Origin of the sequence: Ideonella lacteola (assembly GCF_038066555.1) — a bacterium.
Lineage (GTDB): Bacteria > Pseudomonadota > Gammaproteobacteria > Burkholderiales > Burkholderiaceae_C > Ideonella > Ideonella lacteola.
The window spans coordinates 32,930-51,072 of the sequence record NZ_JBBUTG010000026.1; the positions used below are offsets into that span (position 1 = coordinate 32,930).

The window sequence follows — 18,143 nt, forward strand, 5'->3', positions numbered from 1 at the left end:
AGGGCAGGCGCGAGTCGAGCGGCGGGCTACACGAACCGCGGGTAGCCCGCTGGTCAAGGTGTGGTGTCGGCCTGGGTTCGCTGGTGGAAAGCCCTGAGTGAGGGCCCCAACGCTCGACTGTGGCCCTGACGGTAGTTCGGCCAAGGAGCAAAGAGCACCGAGCTGGGCCAGAACAAGACGATGTCGTCTGGGCATCGATACGTGGCTTCATCGGTGTCGACGCCGACGTAGGTCATGATCGCTTGGTCGCAGTCAACGTCGACGAGATCCTGGGCAGCGATCGCGAAAGCCTTCGGATTCATCCAGCCATCGTTTTCGCCGGCGCGCAAGCCGAATTGAAGTTGGTCCACGGCGACCACGCCGAAGTAGGCGGCCAGTGCGATGCTGAACGCGTAGCCGATGCGTGTGGAGGCCGGCACGGAGGCGACCGCGCTTGCTGCGCGCGTTGCTCGCAGCAAGCTCGCAACGCCGACGGCCGAGCCCAGCAGCATGAGACTGGCGGCCAGGTTGGCGGGTCTGTCGAGCGGAAACCTTTGCTGCAGGGCGTGGTAGAGGCCATGCAGGCCGACGGGCATGCTCACCAGCAGGAAAGACAGGATCAGCCAGATCGACGTCCAACGGCCCTCACCTGGCGCCGGCTGAAGGCCTTGCAGCACCAGGCGCTGGCGCCAAGCGTAGGTGTACGTCAGCGAGAGATAGGCGAGCAGTGCGAGCAGGTAGAGCATGGATGCGTTGGGTAGTGCGAACTGGTCACGTCAGGTGGTTGGCTTGACCACCGTCCGGCTGGCTATGGCTTGTCCCGAGCCTGAACAACAGCCGCCTTCGCGTGTTGCCAGCTGCTGTGAAGCATGCCGATGCCACTGGCAACACCCGCCACCGGGTACAGCGCTTCCCCCAGGTACGGGAGGAACCATGCCGCAACGAAGGCAAGAGCCGCCACCGCCCAGGCCGGGCGCGACACGCCGTGCTCGGGACTGGAGAGTCGACCGAAGACAAATGCCGCGAGCAACTGCAGCGAGAACAGAGCAAAGATGGTGAGCGACGCGTCATCGAGGGTCATCGACGTTCCCTGTGGGAAGGCTTCGGCACCGGCGCGCTTCGGATGAGCACGCACCTGGTGGGCTAGAGACTGCAGCGGCCCCCTTCCGACGGCGGGCGTCGTGGTGACGTCCCGCCCTACGGGCCAGTGCCAATTCAGCCCCGAAAGCGCCAGAGAAATGCCTTCAACACAACCCAAGGCACAAGGATGATGGACAGGAAGATCAACGCGTACCCGTACTTGGCTTCGAGGAACCAGGTTTTTTCTTCGTCCGTCATGCCGGACCAATCCTTGGACTGAATCTGACTCTCCCGTTCAGCAAGGAGCTTGGCGTCACGAGCCCTCAGCTCGGACGGCGCGGGCAACGTCGCATCCCCGGTCACTTCGCGGGAGGCGGCGACGAGCAACAACTCGTCGACGTGCTGCTTGATTTGACGCAGCTGGCCCCGACTCGGGTTCGGATTCGCCTTCAATGCTTCGACAAGTGCCGCCTTGGCCGGCTCGTTTGAGGCAGCAGCCTTGGACAACGCTTGGACGTCGGCAGCATCAGCCGGTAGGTAGTCAGGGATCACCTCGACGACGATGAGGATCACGCTCAGAAAAATGATCAAGTTCAATATCGCGTTGCCCTTGCAGCGGTTCATGCTTATTTCCTCCTTGCGGGTTGGTGGTTCATCGAGGTGATTCGAAGCCGCGTCACGTGGGTCGGAATTAAAGGAGACGCCGCGCGGCCGTTGTGTATGGTATCAACGGCTAGCGGATGATTCAAGCAGATATCGCATCGAGCGCGATTGTTTCGACAGGGTGTACCGGAGTTATGCGGCGCGCCTCAGCGGGACCGAGCTTCCAGGGGCCGTGCCCCGAGGGGCGGTAGTTGGCCGGGATCACTGTGCGCCGTTGTTGCCGCTTGGATTGCGTCAGGCAACGTCGGTACGGGCGAAGTGCCAGTGCCAGAGCGATTCCAGGACCGCAAAGGTCGCTGTGGTCGCGATGAAGATGGCGTCGCCTAGCGTCAAAGAGTTCGGGGCCGCTAGAGGTGAGCTCAGCAAGAAGGTGAACCCGACTACGTAGAAGACGTTGCGAAAGAACATGCGTTGACCTTTGCAGGAAGGGCGCAGTGGTGGAGGGTGGGGAGATCAGCCGTGTAGGCGATGGCCCTATCCGCCGGCGTGCTTTGTTCGAACCTCAGGAGGCATCCAGTCGCGGCTGTAGGCGAGAAACTCTTGGTCGTCGTCCCACCAGCCGTTGCCTCCCACCTCGACCTCCCACTCGAATGCGGCGCAAGCTTCAAGTGCAGCCGCCTTGGCGTCACCGGGGTTCGCAGCCATCGCCGCGGCAACGGCTGCTTCGATCTTTCGTCTCAGGTTCATTACTCGCCTTTGAATGACACTGGGAATCACCGGCGATATGTGGTCGCAATTGACGCGGTGGTCAGGCAATGACGTAGGCGCTCCAGCGCCGTGCGCCACCAGCGGCCTGCAGGGGGCCGCGATCTGAGTGGCGAGTGCGCGCGCCTAAACATTGCCACGGCATTCGACACCTTCATCCAATTGACCGGTCCGAGCAGCTGCAGGCCGGCGCCGTCAAGCAGGCCGAGGCTGGCCAGCACGACCTCGGGGAGCCGTTGGAGGATGTCAGCGCTCATCTCGGAATAGTCCATGGCGCTGGCTGCTTGCAGCCCAATGTCGTCGGGCGCGCTTCGCTGTGTATGGGGTGGCAGATTCGTCGCGGCGCGCAGCTCGTCCAGGGCCTGGCCAAGGCTCGCGAGGTTCGAAGGCACGAGCCGTGTGCGCTGTGGCGACAGCAGGCCGCAGAGAGACTCGGTGATAGCCAGGCTTGCCCACTCAAGCGTGGCGCCAGGCGTTTGAGGGCCTACAGAGCGCGCTGCAGCGGCCTGGTTGCCATTGTCTGGGCTGCACACTTGGTCGATGAGGACGCGGATTCGCTGCCAGCGGGCGGCGCCCAGCACGTAGGGCTCGCGTCCCGCAGCCAGGCCGATGAATTCCAGCGAGCGGCGAACGCAGGTTCGACGCTCCGGCGCGCTCAGGTCGCGAAGCAACGCGCCATGCAAGCGCCTAAGCCACTGTCCGTTGGGCTCCTGGCCTCGGGAAACCGTTTCTGGCGTCGTGTCGAGCATCTGGGCCACCAGCGCCCGCATGCCTACGAGCGAGGAGGCGCAGAACGTGTCACTGGTCAGCCAGTCCTGCAACGTGGAGGCGAGCTTGTCCTGGCAATCAGACTCGGGATCGTCCAAGGGGTAGGGTGGGGCAGTCAGCATAGAAGCTCCGTGGTCGATCAGGTGCCGGCTCAGCAGCCGGCGGCGGGCAGCGAGGGCATCGGTTCAGCGCCTGCATTCCACTGCCAAGCCCTGACGGTGCTTTCCTCGATGAGGGTGTCGAGCTCTTGTGTGAAGGTGGAGCCTGCCGTCGGTGGCGTGATGTACAGCGCAGTGGGCCCAATGGGGGTGTCCGACAGCACCGCCGAGGCGAGCGGCCGGGTGTCCGGGAGGTTGTAGCGCAGGCCCTTGGTGAAGCGCCGGTGTTCACGCGTCAGCGTTTCGAGCAGCTCCATCTCCCAGGTGTGTTCCACCGGGATCCACATCGAGGTCGCCAGCGTCAGGCTGGCTTCTTCGATCGTCAGATTCAGCGCCGCGTCATAGCCGAACGTCGCGATCATGAGCAGGTGGTTCGTCGTGTCGGCGTTCCACAAGGCCAGCTCACGCTCGAACCGTTTGGCCAGGCGCTTGTGCAGGTCGACCGGCAGGTACAGCGGTGTGTCGGGCAGGTGCTTGGCGATGACTTTGAAGCCGAATCGGGCGCTGCCGATCTCCTTGACTTCGCAGACGATCAGCATCAGCTGCCGCGACGATCCGCGAGATTCACTCAGGCGGCGCAGGGCTTCGAAGCGCCGTCGGGCGATGGCGTCTTTGTGGTCGAGGTTGAAGGTCTCGGGGACAAAGAGCAGCTGGGAAAGCTGTTCGCCCTTGGCTTTGCTGGAAGCTGCCGCTCGCAGCAGCAGCGTCCGGACCAGGTGCCAGTTGCGCCGCTCCATCATGCCGGGCGTCCATCGGTTCAGCTGGGCCTCGTCCCACAGGTGGTGAAGCAGGCCGCGCAGCGTGAGCTTGGAGCCGTCAGTCCTCACCGTCGGTGGACTGTCCCCTGACGAAGGCGGCGGGGTCTTGCCGCCACCTTTGGACAGGGAGAAGTCCAGCTGCAGGGTGGTCATTCCGGATTCGACATCCTCACGGATCGCAGCACCGGCCACCTCTCCGAGGCCCGACAGCTCGGCAGGCGGTTCGAACGATTCGCAGTCGAACCCGTGGCGATTGCCGGAGTTCGGCATCCGCTTGATGACATAGCTCTGGGCAATGCGTGCGATGTACATCGGTACGCCGTCAGGGGTGCAATCGCACAGTGGGCGGTACTTGCCCGCGTAGGCGGCCGTGAGCGCGGCCTCCAGGCGGGGATCGGTGGACCCGAGGGTCTCGGTCTTGAACCGGTAGCGCTGCATGGCGGGGCTCCCTGGGTCAGATGGCGTGGATCAACTGCGGCTGGCCAAGATCGTCAGCAGCGAGCCGCAAAGCGCCGAGCCCAGCATGGCGGCGACCATGGCTGCGCGCTGCCGCCACGGCGTGACTGGAGGCGGTGCAGGCTCTCGCGTCTTGAGGGCCGAGGTGAGGTGGTCGACGCGGCGACCCAGCTCGGCGTCGAATGCCGTGCGGGCGGCCCGGTGCATCGCGGTGGTCAATTCCGCGAGCTTTCCCTCACAGACGACGTTCGTTCTCTCGATGATGTGATTGACTGCGCTGCGCTGCGCGTGCTCGGTCAGAGACTGCACCGACTTGCGATGCGTCTCGACCGACGCCAGCACCTCCGCGGCCGAGGCCAGAAGACCGGCCTGGGCCGTGGTCATCTGTGCCTGGAGACCCTCGACCCGCTGGATCAACGGGTCGAACTCGCCGAGCAGCTCGGCGATGAGAACTTCTCTTGCGTTGTTCAGGGACATGGACAGTAGGCAACCGAGCGGATCGATCAGCCTGCGACGGCGGGCGCCCGAGCGAACAGCGCGGCGTAGGCCTGGTCCATGTCGCGGGCGCAACGCGTGGCCAGACGCTTGATCGACAGCCGGCGGATGCGCTCCGCACGCGCCTCGTCGGTGGTTTCTCCGGCCAGCAGGGCCCGGTGATCGGTGGGATCTGCGATGACTTCGGCCAGGGTCTGGTCGTGGTCTTTGATTTCATCAAACACCGGGTGCAGTTCCAGCCGGGCCCGGGGGTTCAGCTCGATGCCCTTCTGCATGGCAAAGCCGAACAGCGGCGCGAAATCGTCCAGCAGATCATCCGGGCGCTCGATCTTGTTGAACAGCACCTTGATGCGGTCCCCTTCGACGCCCATCGACAGCAGCGCCTCGATGGTGGCCACCGTGTCCGCCACCTGCTTGCGCTCCTTGACGGTGGGCACCACGAAATAGTCGTAGTCCTCGTGGCTGCTGTCGTAGCGCTGCATGTACTCCAGGAACGCTTCGACATTGGACGAGCCCACATCCACGATTGCACGCGGCGCCAGCAACATGCCATCGAGCAACGCGCCGAACTGCTGGGCGCGCATGCGCTTGGCTTCGACACCATCGCCCTCGGCATCCTGGTTGATGGTCTCGATGGAGAACAGATGCGCATCGAGGCGGGGCTTCAGAAAATTCGCCGACACGGTGGTCTTGCCGACGTTGCCGCTGAAATTGATGACGCAGAGCCTCATGACCGTGCCTTTCGCTTTGCCGGGATTTCCGGGATGATGGTTTCGGGTGACTGCTGGTTTTGTGTGGTGTCTTCAGTTGAAGATTGCACAACCGGCTGAACTGGGGCAACCTGTGCAGCGGCATCGCGCTGCAGTTGCTCCCGGATGCGCAGGACGTAGTTGGAAAACACCTTGGGCGAGATCTCGATGCCCTCGGCCGCCAACGCTTCGACGATCTGGGCGCGGGAGGCGCCGGCCGCCATGGCTGCCTCAATCTCAGGAAAGACGTTGCGGATGCGTTCCATCTTGGCCCGCTCTGCCGCGGAAGCCAGTGCGAGAAGGCGCTTTTTAAGGCTTTCGTCTGTCATGGTGTTTGGTGATGTCGTTAGGTGTCAACGGGTGGCCTAGGGTGTGCGTTGACATCATAGTGGATCTTTGATGGCTTGGGAGGTGCTCCATGGGTCAGGTTGAATTTCAGGAAACGCGGCGCCCGATGCCGCAGCCGTTCGGCGTGGTGGCGTTGGTCATCCGCGCGTTGGCGGTGGTGGATGCGGTGTTCGTCCAGGCCATCTTGTTGTTCTGGATCTGGCACTGGCCTGGTGGTCGGCATGGCGACCTGGTGGGCGCGGTGTTCAGCTGCGCGTTGCTCTGGTGGGCCGCCAAACGCGCCTGGCGCGCGGCATTTGCGTTCGACAGCTACCGCTGGATGAGCCGGCACTTTGTGAAGCTCATCGTGGCTGCTCTCATCGTGCAGGCGATCATCTGGCTCCAGAAGGTGTTCTGAGCAAATCCGGGAGGCACTCACGCCAGGCCACTGGCACCAGCGTGGGTCAACTCTGAAGCTTTGATACCCTGGGGAAAGGTTGGCCCCAAGGAGAAAGGAATACCCGCCGTGCCGAAGCCCAAACGCGAGCGCGGGCGCTCGTCCTGGATGAGCGACGCAGGCTACAAGACCTATTTGCAAACGCTCGCGCCGTCACCTTCGTCGGCGAGGGGGCGAGCGAAGGCTGAGGCAGCTGCTCTGGCCGACTACCGGCAGCGGAACCCGGACTGGGCTGCGGCCGCAGATGCTCTGGACCAGGCCACGGAAACCTACCATCGGAGTGCCGCCTACCAAGGCTTCAATAGGCAAAGAACGTCAGAAGCTCGGAAGGTGCTGGAGGCATCGGACGCGCATCGACAGTTCGAAGCCGCTTTCCTCGAATACATGATCAAGATAGGTGCCGTCGCGCCCGTTGAGAAGACCCAGGCGGGTCCGACGATAGAGCGGCCTGGCCAGGGGACCCCTGAGTCCGATGAGCGAGCGCGGGAGCGAAGAAGCGCCTTCTACGTCGTTCCTTCAAAGGCACGGCGGCCGGTATGAAGTGGGTTGTCCGAGGACAAGCGGGATGTTGTCGCGCCAGCGCCGCCAGCGGGGTGGGGCAGCCGGCGTCGGGCTCGCTCAGTGAAGATCCTGCTCGCGCTGGTGACGGATGGCCAGCACGACGACCAGCTCGGCCCCCGCAACCTCGTACTCGATGACGTAACCCGTCGACCCGAATGGAACGACGAGCTCGCGTCGTAGCGGACCGCCGCCACTGCGCTTGCGAAATAGCAGCGGCGATACAGACAACGCCAAGACCGCCGTCTGGATGGCGTCGATCGCGCGATAGGCGATTTCTAGGTCTTCGACGTACTCGGCGCGCTCAAGGAGGTGCTCGTGCAGTCGCAAAAGGTCTTCATCAGCCTGTGTCTCGAAGATGACCTGGTAGGTCATGTGTCGGCAGGACGGTGCTTGGCTTGAAGTTCCTTGAGCCTGGACTCCAGGCGCGTGCGCATGTCGGCGATGACGTCGTCAGCCGGCCGGCCGGCGCCAGTGCGCTGGAAGCGCGCCCAAGCCTCGTCAGCACGCGCGGCGAACGCGCTCTGAACAAGGCGGTGCTCCACCGCGCCGCGTACCGAGGACTCGACGAATTCGGACAGTGTCTCACCGTCGCGCAGGACAGCGTCAAGGTCGGCGCGGAGCTGCGGCTCGATGCGAACCTGCGGGATGATGGCTGTCTTCATGCCCAAACTGTATTGCAAATGAGTTGCAGCGTCAAAACCTAGAAGTGGTTTGGGAAGCTCAGATTTCCCTAACGCCGACGACGAGTTAAATCCGACTTGGCGTGAAATCACATCTGGATCCCGGCCGTCCCTCTAGCAGTGATGCCACGGCCTCGCGCCTGTTGACCCGTCCAGCGCCAGCGCCTTTGGCTGGCGTCGGAGAGGGGCTCGTGGAGGTGGTCTTTACCTGACTGGCCGAACTGTTGCAGGCAAATCGCCAGCGTCGGCGAGGTTCACCGCGATGGGCGGCAGCCATCGAAGCTCGGCGCGGCGTTCGGTGCTGGGCAAAGGGGTGCCCTCGGCGTTCAGGCGTGGGCCGCTCAGAAAGGTGTGCCAGTGAGCCCGTCGGACGTGCGGACGTGGGCCAGCATGCGATCCGCCTGAACCAGTTTGCTCGGCGGCATATGCCGCTCGCAGCGCGGCCCCGAGTCGTGTCCCGACCTCCCAGGTGCGGGGCCCTTCGGCCGGGAAGAGCTTCCAGCCATCGCGTCGGGTTCTCACTGGAACCGGGTTACCTGGTGCGCCCCCTCGGCCGGTGATCTGGCCAGCCTGCGAGCACACGTAGAGCAACAGGCTCACGATCGGCTCGACGACAGGGCGAAGGTCAGCCGCTCCAGAGCCGGGCAGCGCTCGGCCGCCGCGGGCCAGCGAGGCTACGGACGCCGTCGTCAGTGCGCGGTCTATGGCTTCACTCAAGGACCAAGAACCCAGATGGACAGGCAGAGGCACCAGGCCTTCGTCGCAGTCCATCAGCAGGCGCAGCTCGCGGCGCTGGACGTTCACGTCCCACTCCAGGTGGGCAAACGTTCCATGCACCGTCAGGCCGTGGGTGGCCAGTTCAGGTGTTTCGATGTAGATGCACCATTCGGGCAACTGATCGAACACCTGGTCCGGGATGTCGCCTGCCACGGGCGTTTGACTCACGGCCTCGTAGATCGCGGGATCGAACCGATAGATGCCCTGCGTCATTCGCCACGCCGCCAAGGCGGCAAGTCGGGCAGCGTCAGCGAGGCGATCGGGATGTAGGGCGCTCAGGAGCGCCACGTCGATGCCCGCGTCGTTGGCCACCGCGGCCTGCGCGCCCGCGATGGGGATGAAGCACCACTGCGGCCAATCCGGTGCGGCCTGGCCGCGTAGGTCTCGCCGCATGTGGTCCATGTCGGCCCAGGCCTTGGGGTACAGCTTGCCGGCAGCGATGAGGTGCTGCCGGGGGCGGGTTTCACGCGACGCAAACTGTGGGCTGCTCACGGGGCGGTCGAGTTGTGTAGGTCCATCCAGATGCGCCTGCTCGCGCTGAGTGTCCGGATTTGAGTGTGGGAACGGCTACTTTGAGGGTCGCTCAATGAGCGCTGATTTGAGTCGGAACAGCTCCCACAGGCCAGCATGCATGCGCCGGTCGCCCGCTTCCCACTGCTGCCAGGCGCGCAACGAGCCATGCACGAGTTCAGCGGCCTGCGTCTGTGTCAATCCAGCGGCCTCCCTACCCGCAATGATGTCTGCTGGCGCGGGATTCGATGAAGGCCCTCTCGGGCCTCGGTTAGGGTGGGCGGGCATGTCAGATGTAGCGACCTTGCGCAGACCCGAATTTGTTGGCTGCGCCGTAGATGCGGCCATCACTCAATTCCACGTGGGCGTGAGTTTCGTTGCGGAACCCGGCCTCGACGATCTTGCGCAGTTCGGCCTCGGCTTCCTTGTCACTGGTGGCGTCGAGAGCAAGGTCGATGGTGTTGCTGTTGTTGCCCTGCGTGTAGCGAGCGACGTAGTCCATTGCTATCTCCAAGCCCCTGATTTGCCGAGGCGCGCGCCGGTCAGCGATGCGCTGTCCATGCCCGTAAATATACGCGCAATGAGCGTATGTGTCAACCCCATGAACGCCCTCAGATCGGGATATCCCTTGCGCGCAGGCGGATGCCTGGGTCACTGAGCTAGGGAAGGTCTGCAGAAATCGCCCGGTCTCGTGCTTGGCGGGAAGCTGAAGTGCTGAGACGATACGGCGCATGAAACAACACAGCCTGGGCCTGGGGACGACGGCCAAGCGCACGAGGCGACGAGAGTTTCTCGAGGAGATGGAGCGCGTGGTGCCGTGGAGCGAGTTGGTGGCGCTGGTGACACCGTACCTGCCCGAGGGCAAGCGTGGCCGGGCGATTTCTGCAGACCTTCCCTAAGTCGGTCGCGATCAAACGGGATTCCGCGCGGCCGGTCCGATGGCTTCGCCAAGTGAGCCCTGCCGGGCTAGAAATTGGAAGGAACCCGAGGCGGTATGGCGTGCTCTTAGCCGCTTGCCCGCGTTTCGCGCGGCACGGCCAGCGTGTGAAGGCAACACCTGCAGCTGGTCGACCGCGGCCGCTGGCGCGCGAGCGCCGACGCACTTTGCGACGGCCGCCACGCCGGCACGCCGGCACGCCATGGCCCGTCGCTGCGGGCATCGGGCTGCTTCGCGACACCGAGCACTGCATGGGCGGCCGCGGGTTCGCTAACCGGCTGTAGGCCCGTCAAGCCACTATCCCACCTTAAGTTCGACTGAAGGGAGGATCTCCTGCGGGCGGAACTGCACCCGGTAGTGGTAGGTATCGGCCGGCGCCGCATCGATCTGTTCGACGAAGAAGGTGACGTTGTCGGACAGCCCGAGGAAGTGCTTCTTGTACTCGGATGGGCCAACGCGGCAGGTGATGCTCAAGCGCTTGTCATGGTCGTAGTTGCCGAGCGAGCACAGCCCTTCGATGCTGAGCACATAGGTGCCTGTGATGCCGTTGTAGAACACCACGCGGCGATTGATTTCGAATTGATCGGCGGCCTTGGACAGGTTCTGCGAAGCCAGGTCGGCATCGCTGCTGCAGCCGGAGGACAGCAACGACACGGCGAGGGACATGATGGCGGCGAAGCGTTTCATGAGGGTCTCCAACGGGGTGGAATGACGGCGAGGTGCGGTAGTCGGTGCCGCAGAAGCGGTAAGGTCAACCGTGTGCGAGCTTCAGATACGAGCGCTGGCGGCCGTTTTCGGTCAACGCAATGCCCAGCGCGCCCTGCGAGCCATGAAACTGGGCTTGCTGCTGGAGCAGGCTGTATGCAGCGGCCGCGACCTGGCCGCAGGCGGTGGTGGTCTGGTGGGTCACGCGCTGGCCTGGCCAGCGCACATAGACGCGAAACGCCATGATCAAAACTCCTTCTCAACAGTGCGACTTGACAGGTAGCCCTGCGCCGCACGCATCGGGAGTGCGGTCAGCGGCGAACGATGCGAGGTGCGGGCAACGAGGCTTCGAGTTCGGCGCGGGCGTCGGCTTCCATCTTCCGCACCTCGGCCATTAGCTCTGCCGGGAGGGTGACGGCTTCCGTGACCCACCCCGTAGGGATGCAGGCGGCGTAGACCTTCTGTGACCACGCATAGGCCAGTTGCTTGGAGCAACCCAGTTCTTCGGCCACCTCTGAGGGGGCCCGCCCTTCGACCAAGACGGCGCGGGCGACGGCCTTCGCACGCTCCGACAGCTTGGGGAAGGCCTTGATGGTGCGATTGAACTCCGCAGCGCTCAGGGCGCCGCTGCCTTTGGCGATTCGGGCCATTCGGTACCTCTTGGATGGTCGACGTGTCGGGAACTGCACCGATTGTCGGGGCCACGGCGCAGCGGCGCGGGAAATCAAAGACGGCTTTTGACATAGGAAGCATCCAGGATGGCGGTCGGCGGGGAAGGGCAGGTGAGTGCTGGGGTGCGCGCCTGCCCTGATGGGGCCGTTGCCGGCCCCTCACTCGATCAGCCCTTGAGCTTGGCCATCTTGTCGGCCAGCATCCACAGCGCGCGATTGAGCTTGATGTTCGTGTCAATTGAGGTCACCGCACGAGTGCGGGTGCGCTGCCCCGTGGCGGAGCGGCCAACAAGCCCACCCTGAATCATGTTTTCCTGTACGCGGTTCATCGTCGTCCAGGCATCGGGCCCCACATCGGCCACACGGCGCGGCCTGAGCAACTGAGCCGGGGTGATGGGCGGCGGGGTCAACGACTCGGGGTCGTATTTCAGGCTGAGGGCGGCTTCGGCGAAGATGGTTTGTTCATCGGGCGACAGCTGGGCGGCTCCCATGGCCTCGCGCTCCTCAACCACACGGGTGAAGCCGTCAAGGACTTCAAAGGCACCCCCGATGACGCGGTCGACCACGTTTCCCTTGTGAGGGATGCGGATGTCGCTGATGTTTTCGCCGCACACCAGACCGTTGCAGCAGACGAAGCGCAGCATGCCGGCAAACATCTGGTAGCTGGTGGTGCCGTCGTGCGAGTTGATCAGAATGATCTCATTGGCCTCGGTGGTGTTGATCTGGCTCGCGTGGCGCAAGCGAATCATGTGCTTGGTGTGTTCGCGCTTGCCGTCGTCGAGGGTTCGCGCTTGAACCACCATGAAGGGGGCGAAGCCTTCGTTGCGCAAGCCCTGCAGCACGCTGGACGTGGGGATGTAGGCGTAGCGCTCAGAGCGGCTGCTGTGCGCGCCGTCAGCAAAGATCGAAGGGGCCACGGCGCGAATCTGATCGTCGGACAGCGGCGTTTCGCTGCGCAGGCCCTTGGGGCGATTCTTGAACGTGGTGGCGAGAGAGTGACGCATTTGACAATCCAAAGTTGGAACCGAGAAACCGCCCGGCACGGTCATGGTCATTTCGTTTGACCATGTGTTTACTATATCAAAACACAAGTACCCAGTAAATAGGCGCGTAAATAGGCGACTGGTACGAAGGGAGATTTCCTGCGCTTTGGGGCCTGCGTGTTGCGTGGCGGGCGCCCTGGCCGGGGTCCGCCACGCGGGGCGAGTGTCAATCGTCGAAGTCGGGTTCGGGCGGGTTGAGCGCGTCGAGGTGGCCCGCGAAAACCGACAGGTTGTGACGCAGGTTCATCGCTTCAGTGTCGAATCGCTCGCCGAGCAGGGTGACGGCGGCGTCGCCTGCCTCTCTGAGGCCTTCGGCGGCCAGACGGTAGCGCGCCAGGACGCCCATCACGTCTCTGATGGATTGCGCGTGTTGTGGCGCGTCGGCGCAGACCTTGACGAGCGCGGAGAACGCCTCGCGGTGGGTGATGGGTGCCGGGTCGCCTTCGAGCGTGGAACGCCAAGTTTTGCCAGTCATCTTTGGTCCCTGGTGGAGCGTGGTTCGGGCGTGCTCGGATGCTATCGCCCGGACGAGCGCCGGGCGCATGGGGCTAGACAGCAGCGACCGCTGCGGTGTCCCCACAAGCCACGCTGTCGACGGCGTGGCCTGAGCGTTGCCCCAGGTCAGGCGGGCGCGGTCTCCGTCAGCTCGCGCGGATGGTCTTCGTATCGCATGTCAAAGGCCCGGCCGTTGGCCTTCAGCACATAGCCTCGCGACGGAAAAACGCAGGCCGGCGTGGGCATGCCCTTGTTGCGCATCCAGTGGCCCAGGCACCAAGCCAGATAGTTCGGGCTGCTGGGAAGGTGCGGGTTTTGGTCAATGCTGGTGGCTTCGTAGCCGTCGAGGGCGACGGGGGTCAGGTTGCTGCTCATGTGTTGTTCCGGTGTGGGTCGGGTCTTCGGGTGGGGCGGCAGGGCACCTGCCCCGCCGCCTTCGTCAGGCGTCTGCCGCTGGCGCGGTCAGTGGATGGCCTGGAAGATCTCGACGCTTTCCGGATGCCCGGCCGCGTAGGAGAGCAGCTGGTGATAGAGGTCAATCAAGCGCTCATCGGCCACCTCGTGGGCGACGTAGTTCAGCGCGAAGATCGTGACCGTGATGCCGAAGGCATCGGCCGACAGCGTGCCGGCGTAGCCGTTGGCTTCCACGGCCACGGTCAAGCGCTGGGGGTGCTCGGGCGCCATGTAGAAGCCGCCATTGCTCAGCGCATAAAAGAGACCGAAGCCGCCGCGGCGGTACTCGACTGACAGACGGTCTGCCCAGAAGTAGGCCATGCGCTCGAATCGAGCCGCGGCGGTACCAAAGAGCCGGAACAGGGTGTTGGTGTACTGATCGGCGGGAATGGCCGTCGATGCCACCGGACCACTGTGGGCGGCCGTGTCGATCGGCTCGCCAATCGGGTCGAGGGCGTGTGCAAGTTGGGTCATGATGTTTTCCAAGTCAGGAACCGGGAAGCCGCCCGGCACGGTGATGGTCGATTCGTTCGACCATGTAGAGACTATAAATGCAAATATCTACCCAGTCAATACGGCAGTAAATACAACGATGGTGGTGTGGGAAAGGCCGGCCGCCACTGGCGGGGCGACCCCACAGCACCCGGGCGGGCCGCGCTGCCGACAGGGTGGACGGCGCCATCACCTTGGGAGGCAGCAGCGGCAGTTCCCAGGTTTAGTGCTTGGCCGGCTGGGTGGACCTGACGCAGCCCGGAACCCATCGCTTGCCAGCGAGTGCGGCTTGCGCCCGCGCAACGGCTTCGCCCTTGGTGAGGTTGGCGACCGCCTGCGCTTCGGTGGGCTGGCCGGCCTCGATCAGCGCGGCGCAGATCTGGGCTTTCGGCACGTGGGTGAGGTACTCGCCCGCCGTGGGTTCCCACCAGTCGGCCATGTCCAGGCCGAGCGCGTCGGCGATGGCGTCAGCATCCGTTGACCGGATGTGACCCCGCACGCCGTTGAGTGTCAGCGCGGTGCAGACGGCCAGCACGTCGCACAGATCGGCGGTCGACAGGGACAACAGCCAGGGCAGCAACTTTTCGTTGTCTTCAGGAAGCCGCTCGGCCCATTGCTGCCTCGCGCTCTGGAGTTCAGCCCAGGCTCGCGTGTCTTTGTAGGTGCCGGTCGTCGCTTGATCGATGGCACCCTGACACCCTCGTGCGTTCAGATCGAGGGCCGAGTGGGTTCCGGTCGAATCGGAAATCATGCGCTGCACGAGGTTGTGGGCGAGCACTGCGAGGGCCGTGTTCGGACTGTTGGCAAGCATCGCTTGCATGGCCACAGTGCGGTGGGCTGTCAGGCGACGTGTGAGGGCTTCGGATTGGGCGGGGGCTGCTCTTTGGGCGGGTGCCTGCGGGCCATGCTCTGCCGCCCGCGCTGAGCCCCCTTTGGTTCGGCTGGATTGCCTGGCGAGTGCCTTGCGGTGCTCTTCTTTGACCAGGCCGCGCGTGATGTGGGTTCGGCCTGCGGCATCGATGGCGACGATGGCGCCGGCCAAGGCTTTGACCTCAGGTGACCAGACGGCGGTTTGCTCTTGGAGCGCGTGGAGTTCGGCGTTTGTGCGGCGGCGAGCAGCTTCGGCCTTGTCGATGGCCCTGTTGGTTTCGTCGGACTCATCCAGTTCGTAGAGCCGGGCGAGCTCCGCGCCCGACTCGTCGAGGGTCTTTTGCAGGCTCGCCAGCTTTTGGGCTTGTTTCGGGGTCATGGGGCCCGGTGACTTCGGCGCCCGGCCGTACTGGTAACCGTTGCTGAACAGGCCCGTTTTGAGTTCGACCCATGACCAGCCCTCTGCCTCTACCGGAGCAGCGGCGGCCGAGAGCTTCTCCAGGGCCAAGCGTTCCAGGAGATCGCCATTGACCGCGAAGGCTGCGTTTTCTCCATCGGCGGCGAACAGGTCTTCACGGATGGCGCCACCGGCTGCGCTGTAGGCGTCCGGGCCTACAAAGCGCATCAGGGGCGACGAAACAGGGGTCTCAGAGGGCGTCAGAAGGGCCTTGAGGCGTTCCGGGCGGCGGTCCGAGGGGTGACCATCGGTGGCACGCCAAACGCGTTCCTGGGCCTCGTGGTCGTCGCTGGCGCACAGGGCGACCAGTTGTTCCAGGGTCATCGCGTCGTCGCGATACAACTGGAACATTTTTGGAGAGGCCGCGCACAGCTTCAGGCGCTGGCGCACCGCATGAACCGTGACACCGAAATACTCGGCCACCGCTTCAGCGCTTCCCGTGTCCTCGTATGCGTCGCGATACGCTTCGAATTCGTCGGCGGGGTGCATCGGCACGCGGTGAATGTTTTCGGTCGCACTGGCGGGCTTCGCCTCGTGGGGGTCGACCTCGACTGTCGGGACCGGGAAATCCAGGTCGAAGCCGGAAACATCGGAGATTTCGCCGTTGGCCAGCATGCAAAGGGCTTGTCTGCGTGTCTCGCCGGCCGCAACGCCTGCGCGGCCAGTCGGCACGCCTGCCGCGTCGAGTTCGGGCACGACCACGAGGTTATGGAGGATGCGGCCGTGGGCGGCGATGGAGCGGGCCAGCCGCTCGACCGAATCGCGGGTTCGCGGCTTCTTTCTGGCGTTCAGGTCCGGGCGCGCAAACAACGCCCGCAGGGGATAGACGACGGTAGCGGCTTGGGTAGCGTTCATTTCAGATGCTCAAGGGTGAGCCGGGAAACCGCCCGGCACGGGTCAAGGAAGGCTTAGAAGGCCTAGAAAAGGGTCAACTGGGTATCACGGGCGATGCGGGCTCGTGCGACCGTGGTGCGCAGGTCTTCAGCCGGTGCCGGGGAGGGCGCCTGCGGTGCCGATTCATCGCCGGCAGCCGGGGCCTCGGAGCCGGGGGCGACTGTTGGCGACTCCGGCGTGGCCCCGGTGGCGCTGGTGGTGGCTTCGGCGGCCGCCCGTCGCGCCAGCTTGCGATCCCAGAAGTGCATCACATGGGCGGGCGTTACCCAGTGGTCCCATTCAGTGAGCGCCAGGGAGTTGCCGTGAATCACGATGGCTGGGATGTGCAGCAAAGACAACTGCACATAGGCCATGTGAACGGCGGTCAAGTCAATGTCTTGCGCGACAGCGTGCATGTGCTGATGAACACTGATGTTCATCGAGGCCAGGGCGTCGGCAAAGGCGATGACCATGCCGCCCGCACCGCAGGCCGGTTCGTTGACGGTGACGAAGTCGCCACGGGCGACCACGTCGGCCGCGTCGCCCAGAAGCATCCGCGCCATGAGGCTGGACAGGGAGTACGGCGTGAAGAACTGGCCCTTCGCGTCGTCGCCGAACTCGCAGGCCATGAACAGCGAACCGAGGGCGTCATGGCGGCACGCTTCGAGCGATTGCACCAACTCAGCCAGCATGCGCGGAAACCGGGCCATTTCTTCGGCCGAGTATTTGCCGGCAATCTGGAGGTATCGCTCTTCTCGCTTGGCATAGTGCAGGCGATCAACGGCATTGCTGATCGACAGCGCGGCCAATTCACAGAAATCCGTGAAGACGGTGAATGACCGGTGCTGATGGGCGTTTTGCTCGATGAGCTTCGCGAGCGCGGTCAAATGCGGGTCCAGGCCCCGCAGATTTTTCGCTTTGATCATGGGAATTCAAGGCAGAAGCCGGGAAACCGCCCGGCACGGAAAAACTCAGGGGATCAGCGCAAAGCGCGCTGAACAGGCAGCCAATACTGATTCAACAGGTCGACCGCATCGGCGCCGGAAATGGGCTCATCGGTGCCGACGCCCAGGCGCTCAGCTTCAACCGCAAAGGCGGCGAGCAAATCAATAACTGGCTCAGAAATAGCGGGAGAGGGAAAAGCGGGTTCGCGCAAATCCGCTTCCAGGCAGTCGATGAATTTGCGAACCTCGGCCGAGCGAACGATAGCCCGATCACGCAAATACGCGCGCAGGTCAGTCAAGCCGGAGAAGACAGCACGAAGGGGAGACAGGCGCGAGGCAGTGGTGCCGGCCACGGTGGAGGCAAGGGATTGCATTGTGAACCATCCTAAATAGGAATCGGGAAGCCGCCCGGACGGAACCGACACTATTGCAGTGCCGATGAATCTATTATCTCACAATGAACCCGATAATATCAATATCCCACGAAACTACAGGGATATATTAGATATTCGGAGGCATATGCTTTCTCGCATACTCCGCGAGTTCGCGCATATTGCGGTGTTTGTCTCGAATCGCCCGAATACTGAGCCGCTCAGGGGATTCGGGGGAGGGTGCGACGGGCGACGGAGGATTGATGGGCAGCGGCGGCGCCGGGGCGTGCGCGACTTGGGTGGGCGGCAAGGCCTCGCCGGCACGGGCCAGCGGCTCGCCCTGGCGCCCTGGCGTCGCGTCACGTAGGAGCCGCGCCAGATAGGCGTGGACGTTCGACCGGGAGGAAGACACGCCCACCTGCGCGAGGTACTGCACCACCTGGGAGATGGTGTAGCCAGCGGCCCGAAGTTGAAGCAGCGCCGAGGCGTGCGGGGCGAGCTTGGAGCCTCGCCCAGGCATCACCGAGCCCATGAACACCTCTATTTGAGAAGAGTTCGCATTGGCGGTGGGGCGATGGGGTCTGTTCGTGCCGTGTGCGTGCTCCATTCGCCTAGTGTCCGTGCTTCGTTCGCATCTGTCCATGCTTCATCTCTATTCCGTTCGCGTTTGTTCGCATTCCGTCCGTGTTCGTCCGTTCTCCGTTCGTCG

General features: G+C 64.0%; 25 protein-coding genes and 1 pseudogene. 2 read left to right on the forward strand and 24 right to left on the reverse strand.

All coding sequences use genetic code 11. The features are described from left to right. Positions 1-53 precede the first annotated feature (53 nt). From AACH06_RS25605 to AACH06_RS25645, 9 genes are all read right to left on the reverse strand, one after another. A complete protein-coding gene (locus AACH06_RS25605; RefSeq protein WP_341428645.1) occupies positions 54-725 on the reverse strand; it encodes a hypothetical protein in 672 nt (223 codons plus the stop codon). A 62-nt stretch (positions 726-787) separates the two neighbouring features. Then, positions 788-1,060 carry a hypothetical protein gene (locus AACH06_RS25610; RefSeq protein ID WP_341428646.1) on the reverse strand — a complete coding sequence of 91 codons (273 nt, stop codon included), beginning with the start codon at positions 1,058-1,060 and terminating at the stop codon, positions 788-790. 134 nt (positions 1,061-1,194) lie between these two features. Beyond that, complete coding sequence (locus AACH06_RS25615) at positions 1,195-1,683, reverse strand: hypothetical protein (protein ID WP_341428647.1); 489 nt, start codon at positions 1,681-1,683, stop codon at positions 1,195-1,197. 513 nt (positions 1,684-2,196) lie between these two features. Continuing rightward, positions 2,197-2,409: a hypothetical protein gene (locus AACH06_RS25620; protein WP_341428648.1), complete on the reverse strand. Its 213-nt coding sequence runs from the start codon at positions 2,407-2,409 to the stop codon at positions 2,197-2,199. 26 nt (positions 2,410-2,435) lie between these two features. After that, positions 2,436-3,293, reverse strand: coding sequence for a hypothetical protein (locus AACH06_RS25625; protein WP_341428649.1), 858 nt, complete (start codon positions 3,291-3,293; stop codon positions 2,436-2,438). A 53-nt stretch (positions 3,294-3,346) separates the two neighbouring features. After that, complete coding sequence (locus AACH06_RS25630; protein ID WP_341428650.1) at positions 3,347-4,549, reverse strand: DUF1173 domain-containing protein; 1,203 nt, start codon at positions 4,547-4,549, stop codon at positions 3,347-3,349. A 30-nt stretch (positions 4,550-4,579) separates the two neighbouring features. Further along, positions 4,580-5,044: a hypothetical protein gene (locus AACH06_RS25635; RefSeq protein WP_341428651.1), complete on the reverse strand. Its 465-nt coding sequence runs from the start codon at positions 5,042-5,044 to the stop codon at positions 4,580-4,582. A 26-nt stretch (positions 5,045-5,070) separates the two neighbouring features. Continuing rightward, positions 5,071-5,793 (reverse strand): StbB family protein, encoded by a 723-nt coding sequence (gene stbB, locus AACH06_RS25640; protein WP_341428652.1) that lies wholly within the window; start codon positions 5,791-5,793, stop codon positions 5,071-5,073. After that, entirely contained in the window at positions 5,790-6,140 is a 351-nt protein-coding gene (locus AACH06_RS25645) for a hypothetical protein (RefSeq protein WP_341428653.1), read from the reverse strand. Before AACH06_RS25645 ends, stbB begins: the two co-directional genes overlap by 4 nt. An 89-nt stretch (positions 6,141-6,229) precedes the next feature. Here AACH06_RS25645 and AACH06_RS25650 point away from each other — a divergent pair, with 89 nt between their 5' ends. Next, the gene (locus AACH06_RS25650) at positions 6,230-6,556 is read left to right on the forward strand and encodes a hypothetical protein (protein ID WP_341428654.1); all 327 of its coding nucleotides are present in this window, start codon (positions 6,230-6,232) and stop codon (positions 6,554-6,556) included. A gap of 657 nt (positions 6,557-7,213) precedes the next feature. Here AACH06_RS25650 and AACH06_RS25655 read toward each other — a convergent pair. The 4 genes from AACH06_RS25655 to AACH06_RS25670 all read right to left on the reverse strand — a co-directional run bounded on the left by AACH06_RS25655 (position 7,214) and on the right by AACH06_RS25670 (position 9,625). Further along, entirely contained in the window at positions 7,214-7,528 is a 315-nt protein-coding gene (locus tag AACH06_RS25655; protein ID WP_341428655.1) for a type II toxin-antitoxin system RelE/ParE family toxin, read from the reverse strand. Continuing rightward, positions 7,525-7,818 carry a YlcI/YnfO family protein gene (locus AACH06_RS25660; RefSeq protein WP_341428656.1) on the reverse strand — a complete coding sequence of 98 codons (294 nt, stop codon included), beginning with the start codon at positions 7,816-7,818 and terminating at the stop codon, positions 7,525-7,527. Before AACH06_RS25660 ends, AACH06_RS25655 begins: the two co-directional genes overlap by 4 nt. Before the next feature lie 222 nt (positions 7,819-8,040). Beyond that, positions 8,041-9,105: an AcrVA2 family anti-CRISPR protein gene (locus AACH06_RS25665; RefSeq protein WP_341428657.1), complete on the reverse strand. Its 1,065-nt coding sequence runs from the start codon at positions 9,103-9,105 to the stop codon at positions 8,041-8,043. Positions 9,106-9,412: 307 nt separating this feature from the next. After that, a complete protein-coding gene (locus AACH06_RS25670; protein WP_341428658.1) occupies positions 9,413-9,625 on the reverse strand; it encodes a hypothetical protein in 213 nt (70 codons plus the stop codon). Positions 9,626-9,854: 229 nt separating this feature from the next. Here AACH06_RS25670 and AACH06_RS25675 point away from each other — a divergent pair. Next, a pseudogene (locus AACH06_RS25675) lies at positions 9,855-9,998 on the forward strand (IS5/IS1182 family transposase); the annotation flags it as partial. A gap of 359 nt (positions 9,999-10,357) precedes the next feature. Here the strand turns inward: AACH06_RS25675 and AACH06_RS25680 are convergent. The 11 genes from AACH06_RS25680 to AACH06_RS25730 form a co-directional block, all read right to left on the reverse strand. Further along, complete coding sequence (locus AACH06_RS25680; protein ID WP_341428659.1) at positions 10,358-10,747, reverse strand: beta-sandwich lipoprotein; 390 nt, start codon at positions 10,745-10,747, stop codon at positions 10,358-10,360. A gap of 64 nt (positions 10,748-10,811) precedes the next feature. Further along, positions 10,812-11,009, reverse strand: a complete 198-nt coding sequence (locus AACH06_RS25685; RefSeq protein WP_341428660.1) for a hypothetical protein — start codon at positions 11,007-11,009, stop codon at positions 10,812-10,814. A 67-nt stretch (positions 11,010-11,076) separates the two neighbouring features. Further along, positions 11,077-11,415, reverse strand: coding sequence for a TrfB-related DNA-binding protein (locus AACH06_RS25690; protein WP_341428661.1), 339 nt, complete (start codon positions 11,413-11,415; stop codon positions 11,077-11,079). A 188-nt stretch (positions 11,416-11,603) separates the two neighbouring features. Then, positions 11,604-12,440 carry a DUF932 domain-containing protein gene (locus AACH06_RS25695; RefSeq protein WP_341428662.1) on the reverse strand — a complete coding sequence of 279 codons (837 nt, stop codon included), beginning with the start codon at positions 12,438-12,440 and terminating at the stop codon, positions 11,604-11,606. Between the two features lie 205 nt (positions 12,441-12,645). Beyond that, positions 12,646-12,954, reverse strand: a complete 309-nt coding sequence (locus AACH06_RS25700; protein ID WP_341428663.1) for a hypothetical protein — start codon at positions 12,952-12,954, stop codon at positions 12,646-12,648. Between the two features lie 146 nt (positions 12,955-13,100). Next, complete coding sequence (locus tag AACH06_RS25705) at positions 13,101-13,349, reverse strand: hypothetical protein (RefSeq protein ID WP_341428664.1); 249 nt, start codon at positions 13,347-13,349, stop codon at positions 13,101-13,103. An 87-nt stretch (positions 13,350-13,436) separates the two neighbouring features. Beyond that, the gene (locus tag AACH06_RS25710; RefSeq protein WP_341428665.1) at positions 13,437-13,901 is read right to left on the reverse strand and encodes an antirestriction protein; all 465 of its coding nucleotides are present in this window, start codon (positions 13,899-13,901) and stop codon (positions 13,437-13,439) included. A gap of 241 nt (positions 13,902-14,142) precedes the next feature. Beyond that, entirely contained in the window at positions 14,143-16,101 is a 1,959-nt protein-coding gene (locus tag AACH06_RS25715; RefSeq protein ID WP_341428666.1) for a ParB/RepB/Spo0J family partition protein, read from the reverse strand. Positions 16,102-16,163: 62 nt separating this feature from the next. Next, complete coding sequence (locus tag AACH06_RS25720; RefSeq protein ID WP_341428667.1) at positions 16,164-17,045, reverse strand: N-6 DNA methylase; 882 nt, start codon at positions 17,043-17,045, stop codon at positions 16,164-16,166. A gap of 53 nt (positions 17,046-17,098) precedes the next feature. After that, on the reverse strand, positions 17,099-17,437 hold the full coding sequence (locus tag AACH06_RS25725) for a hypothetical protein (RefSeq protein ID WP_341428668.1): 339 nt from the start codon (positions 17,435-17,437) through the stop codon (positions 17,099-17,101). 127 nt (positions 17,438-17,564) lie between these two features. Continuing rightward, positions 17,565-17,966, reverse strand: coding sequence for a hypothetical protein (locus tag AACH06_RS25730; protein ID WP_341428669.1), 402 nt, complete (start codon positions 17,964-17,966; stop codon positions 17,565-17,567). Positions 17,967-18,143: the final 177 nt, after the last annotated feature.

Bases quoted from the DNA above. Each gene is read 5' to 3' on its own strand.
- AACH06_RS25630 (WP_341428650.1), bottom strand. From the start codon at position 4,549: ATGCAGCGCTACCGGTTCAAGACCGAGACCCTCGGGTCCACCGATCCC.
- AACH06_RS25645 (WP_341428653.1), bottom strand. From the start codon at position 6,140: ATGACAGACGAAAGCCTTAAAAAGCGCCTTCTCGCACTGGCTTCCGCG.
- AACH06_RS25615 (WP_341428647.1), bottom strand. From the start codon at position 1,683: ATGAACCGCTGCAAGGGCAACGCGATATTGAACTTGATCATTTTTCTG.
- AACH06_RS25610 (WP_341428646.1), bottom strand. From the start codon at position 1,060: ATGACCCTCGATGACGCGTCGCTCACCATCTTTGCTCTGTTCTCGCTG.
- AACH06_RS25710 (WP_341428665.1), bottom strand. From the start codon at position 13,901: ATGACCCAACTTGCACACGCCCTCGACCCGATTGGCGAGCCGATCGAC.
- AACH06_RS25620 (WP_341428648.1), bottom strand. From the start codon at position 2,409: ATGAACCTGAGACGAAAGATCGAAGCAGCCGTTGCCGCGGCGATGGCT.
- AACH06_RS25605 (WP_341428645.1), bottom strand. From the start codon at position 725: ATGCTCTACCTGCTCGCACTGCTCGCCTATCTCTCGCTGACGTACACC.
- AACH06_RS25660 (WP_341428656.1), bottom strand. From the start codon at position 7,818: ATGAAGACAGCCATCATCCCGCAGGTTCGCATCGAGCCGCAGCTCCGC.
- AACH06_RS25680 (WP_341428659.1), bottom strand. From the start codon at position 10,747: ATGAAACGCTTCGCCGCCATCATGTCCCTCGCCGTGTCGTTGCTGTCC.
- AACH06_RS25705 (WP_341428664.1), bottom strand. From the start codon at position 13,349: ATGAGCAGCAACCTGACCCCCGTCGCCCTCGACGGCTACGAAGCCACC.
- AACH06_RS25720 (WP_341428667.1), bottom strand. From the start codon at position 17,045: ATGATCAAAGCGAAAAATCTGCGGGGCCTGGACCCGCATTTGACCGCG.
- AACH06_RS25685 (WP_341428660.1), bottom strand. From the start codon at position 11,009: ATGGCGTTTCGCGTCTATGTGCGCTGGCCAGGCCAGCGCGTGACCCAC.
- AACH06_RS25650 (WP_341428654.1), top strand. From the start codon at position 6,230: ATGGGTCAGGTTGAATTTCAGGAAACGCGGCGCCCGATGCCGCAGCCG.
- AACH06_RS25635 (WP_341428651.1), bottom strand. From the start codon at position 5,044: ATGTCCCTGAACAACGCAAGAGAAGTTCTCATCGCCGAGCTGCTCGGC.
- AACH06_RS25670 (WP_341428658.1), bottom strand. From the start codon at position 9,625: ATGGACTACGTCGCTCGCTACACGCAGGGCAACAACAGCAACACCATC.
- AACH06_RS25695 (WP_341428662.1), bottom strand. From the start codon at position 12,440: ATGCGTCACTCTCTCGCCACCACGTTCAAGAATCGCCCCAAGGGCCTG.
- AACH06_RS25730 (WP_341428669.1), bottom strand. From the start codon at position 17,966: ATGGGCTCGGTGATGCCTGGGCGAGGCTCCAAGCTCGCCCCGCACGCC.
- AACH06_RS25690 (WP_341428661.1), bottom strand. From the start codon at position 11,415: ATGGCCCGAATCGCCAAAGGCAGCGGCGCCCTGAGCGCTGCGGAGTTC.
- AACH06_RS25725 (WP_341428668.1), bottom strand. From the start codon at position 17,437: ATGCAATCCCTTGCCTCCACCGTGGCCGGCACCACTGCCTCGCGCCTG.
- stbB (WP_341428652.1), bottom strand. From the start codon at position 5,793: ATGAGGCTCTGCGTCATCAATTTCAGCGGCAACGTCGGCAAGACCACC.
- AACH06_RS25715 (WP_341428666.1), bottom strand. From the start codon at position 16,101: ATGAACGCTACCCAAGCCGCTACCGTCGTCTATCCCCTGCGGGCGTTG.
- AACH06_RS25700 (WP_341428663.1), bottom strand. From the start codon at position 12,954: ATGACTGGCAAAACTTGGCGTTCCACGCTCGAAGGCGACCCGGCACCC.
- AACH06_RS25655 (WP_341428655.1), bottom strand. From the start codon at position 7,528: ATGACCTACCAGGTCATCTTCGAGACACAGGCTGATGAAGACCTTTTG.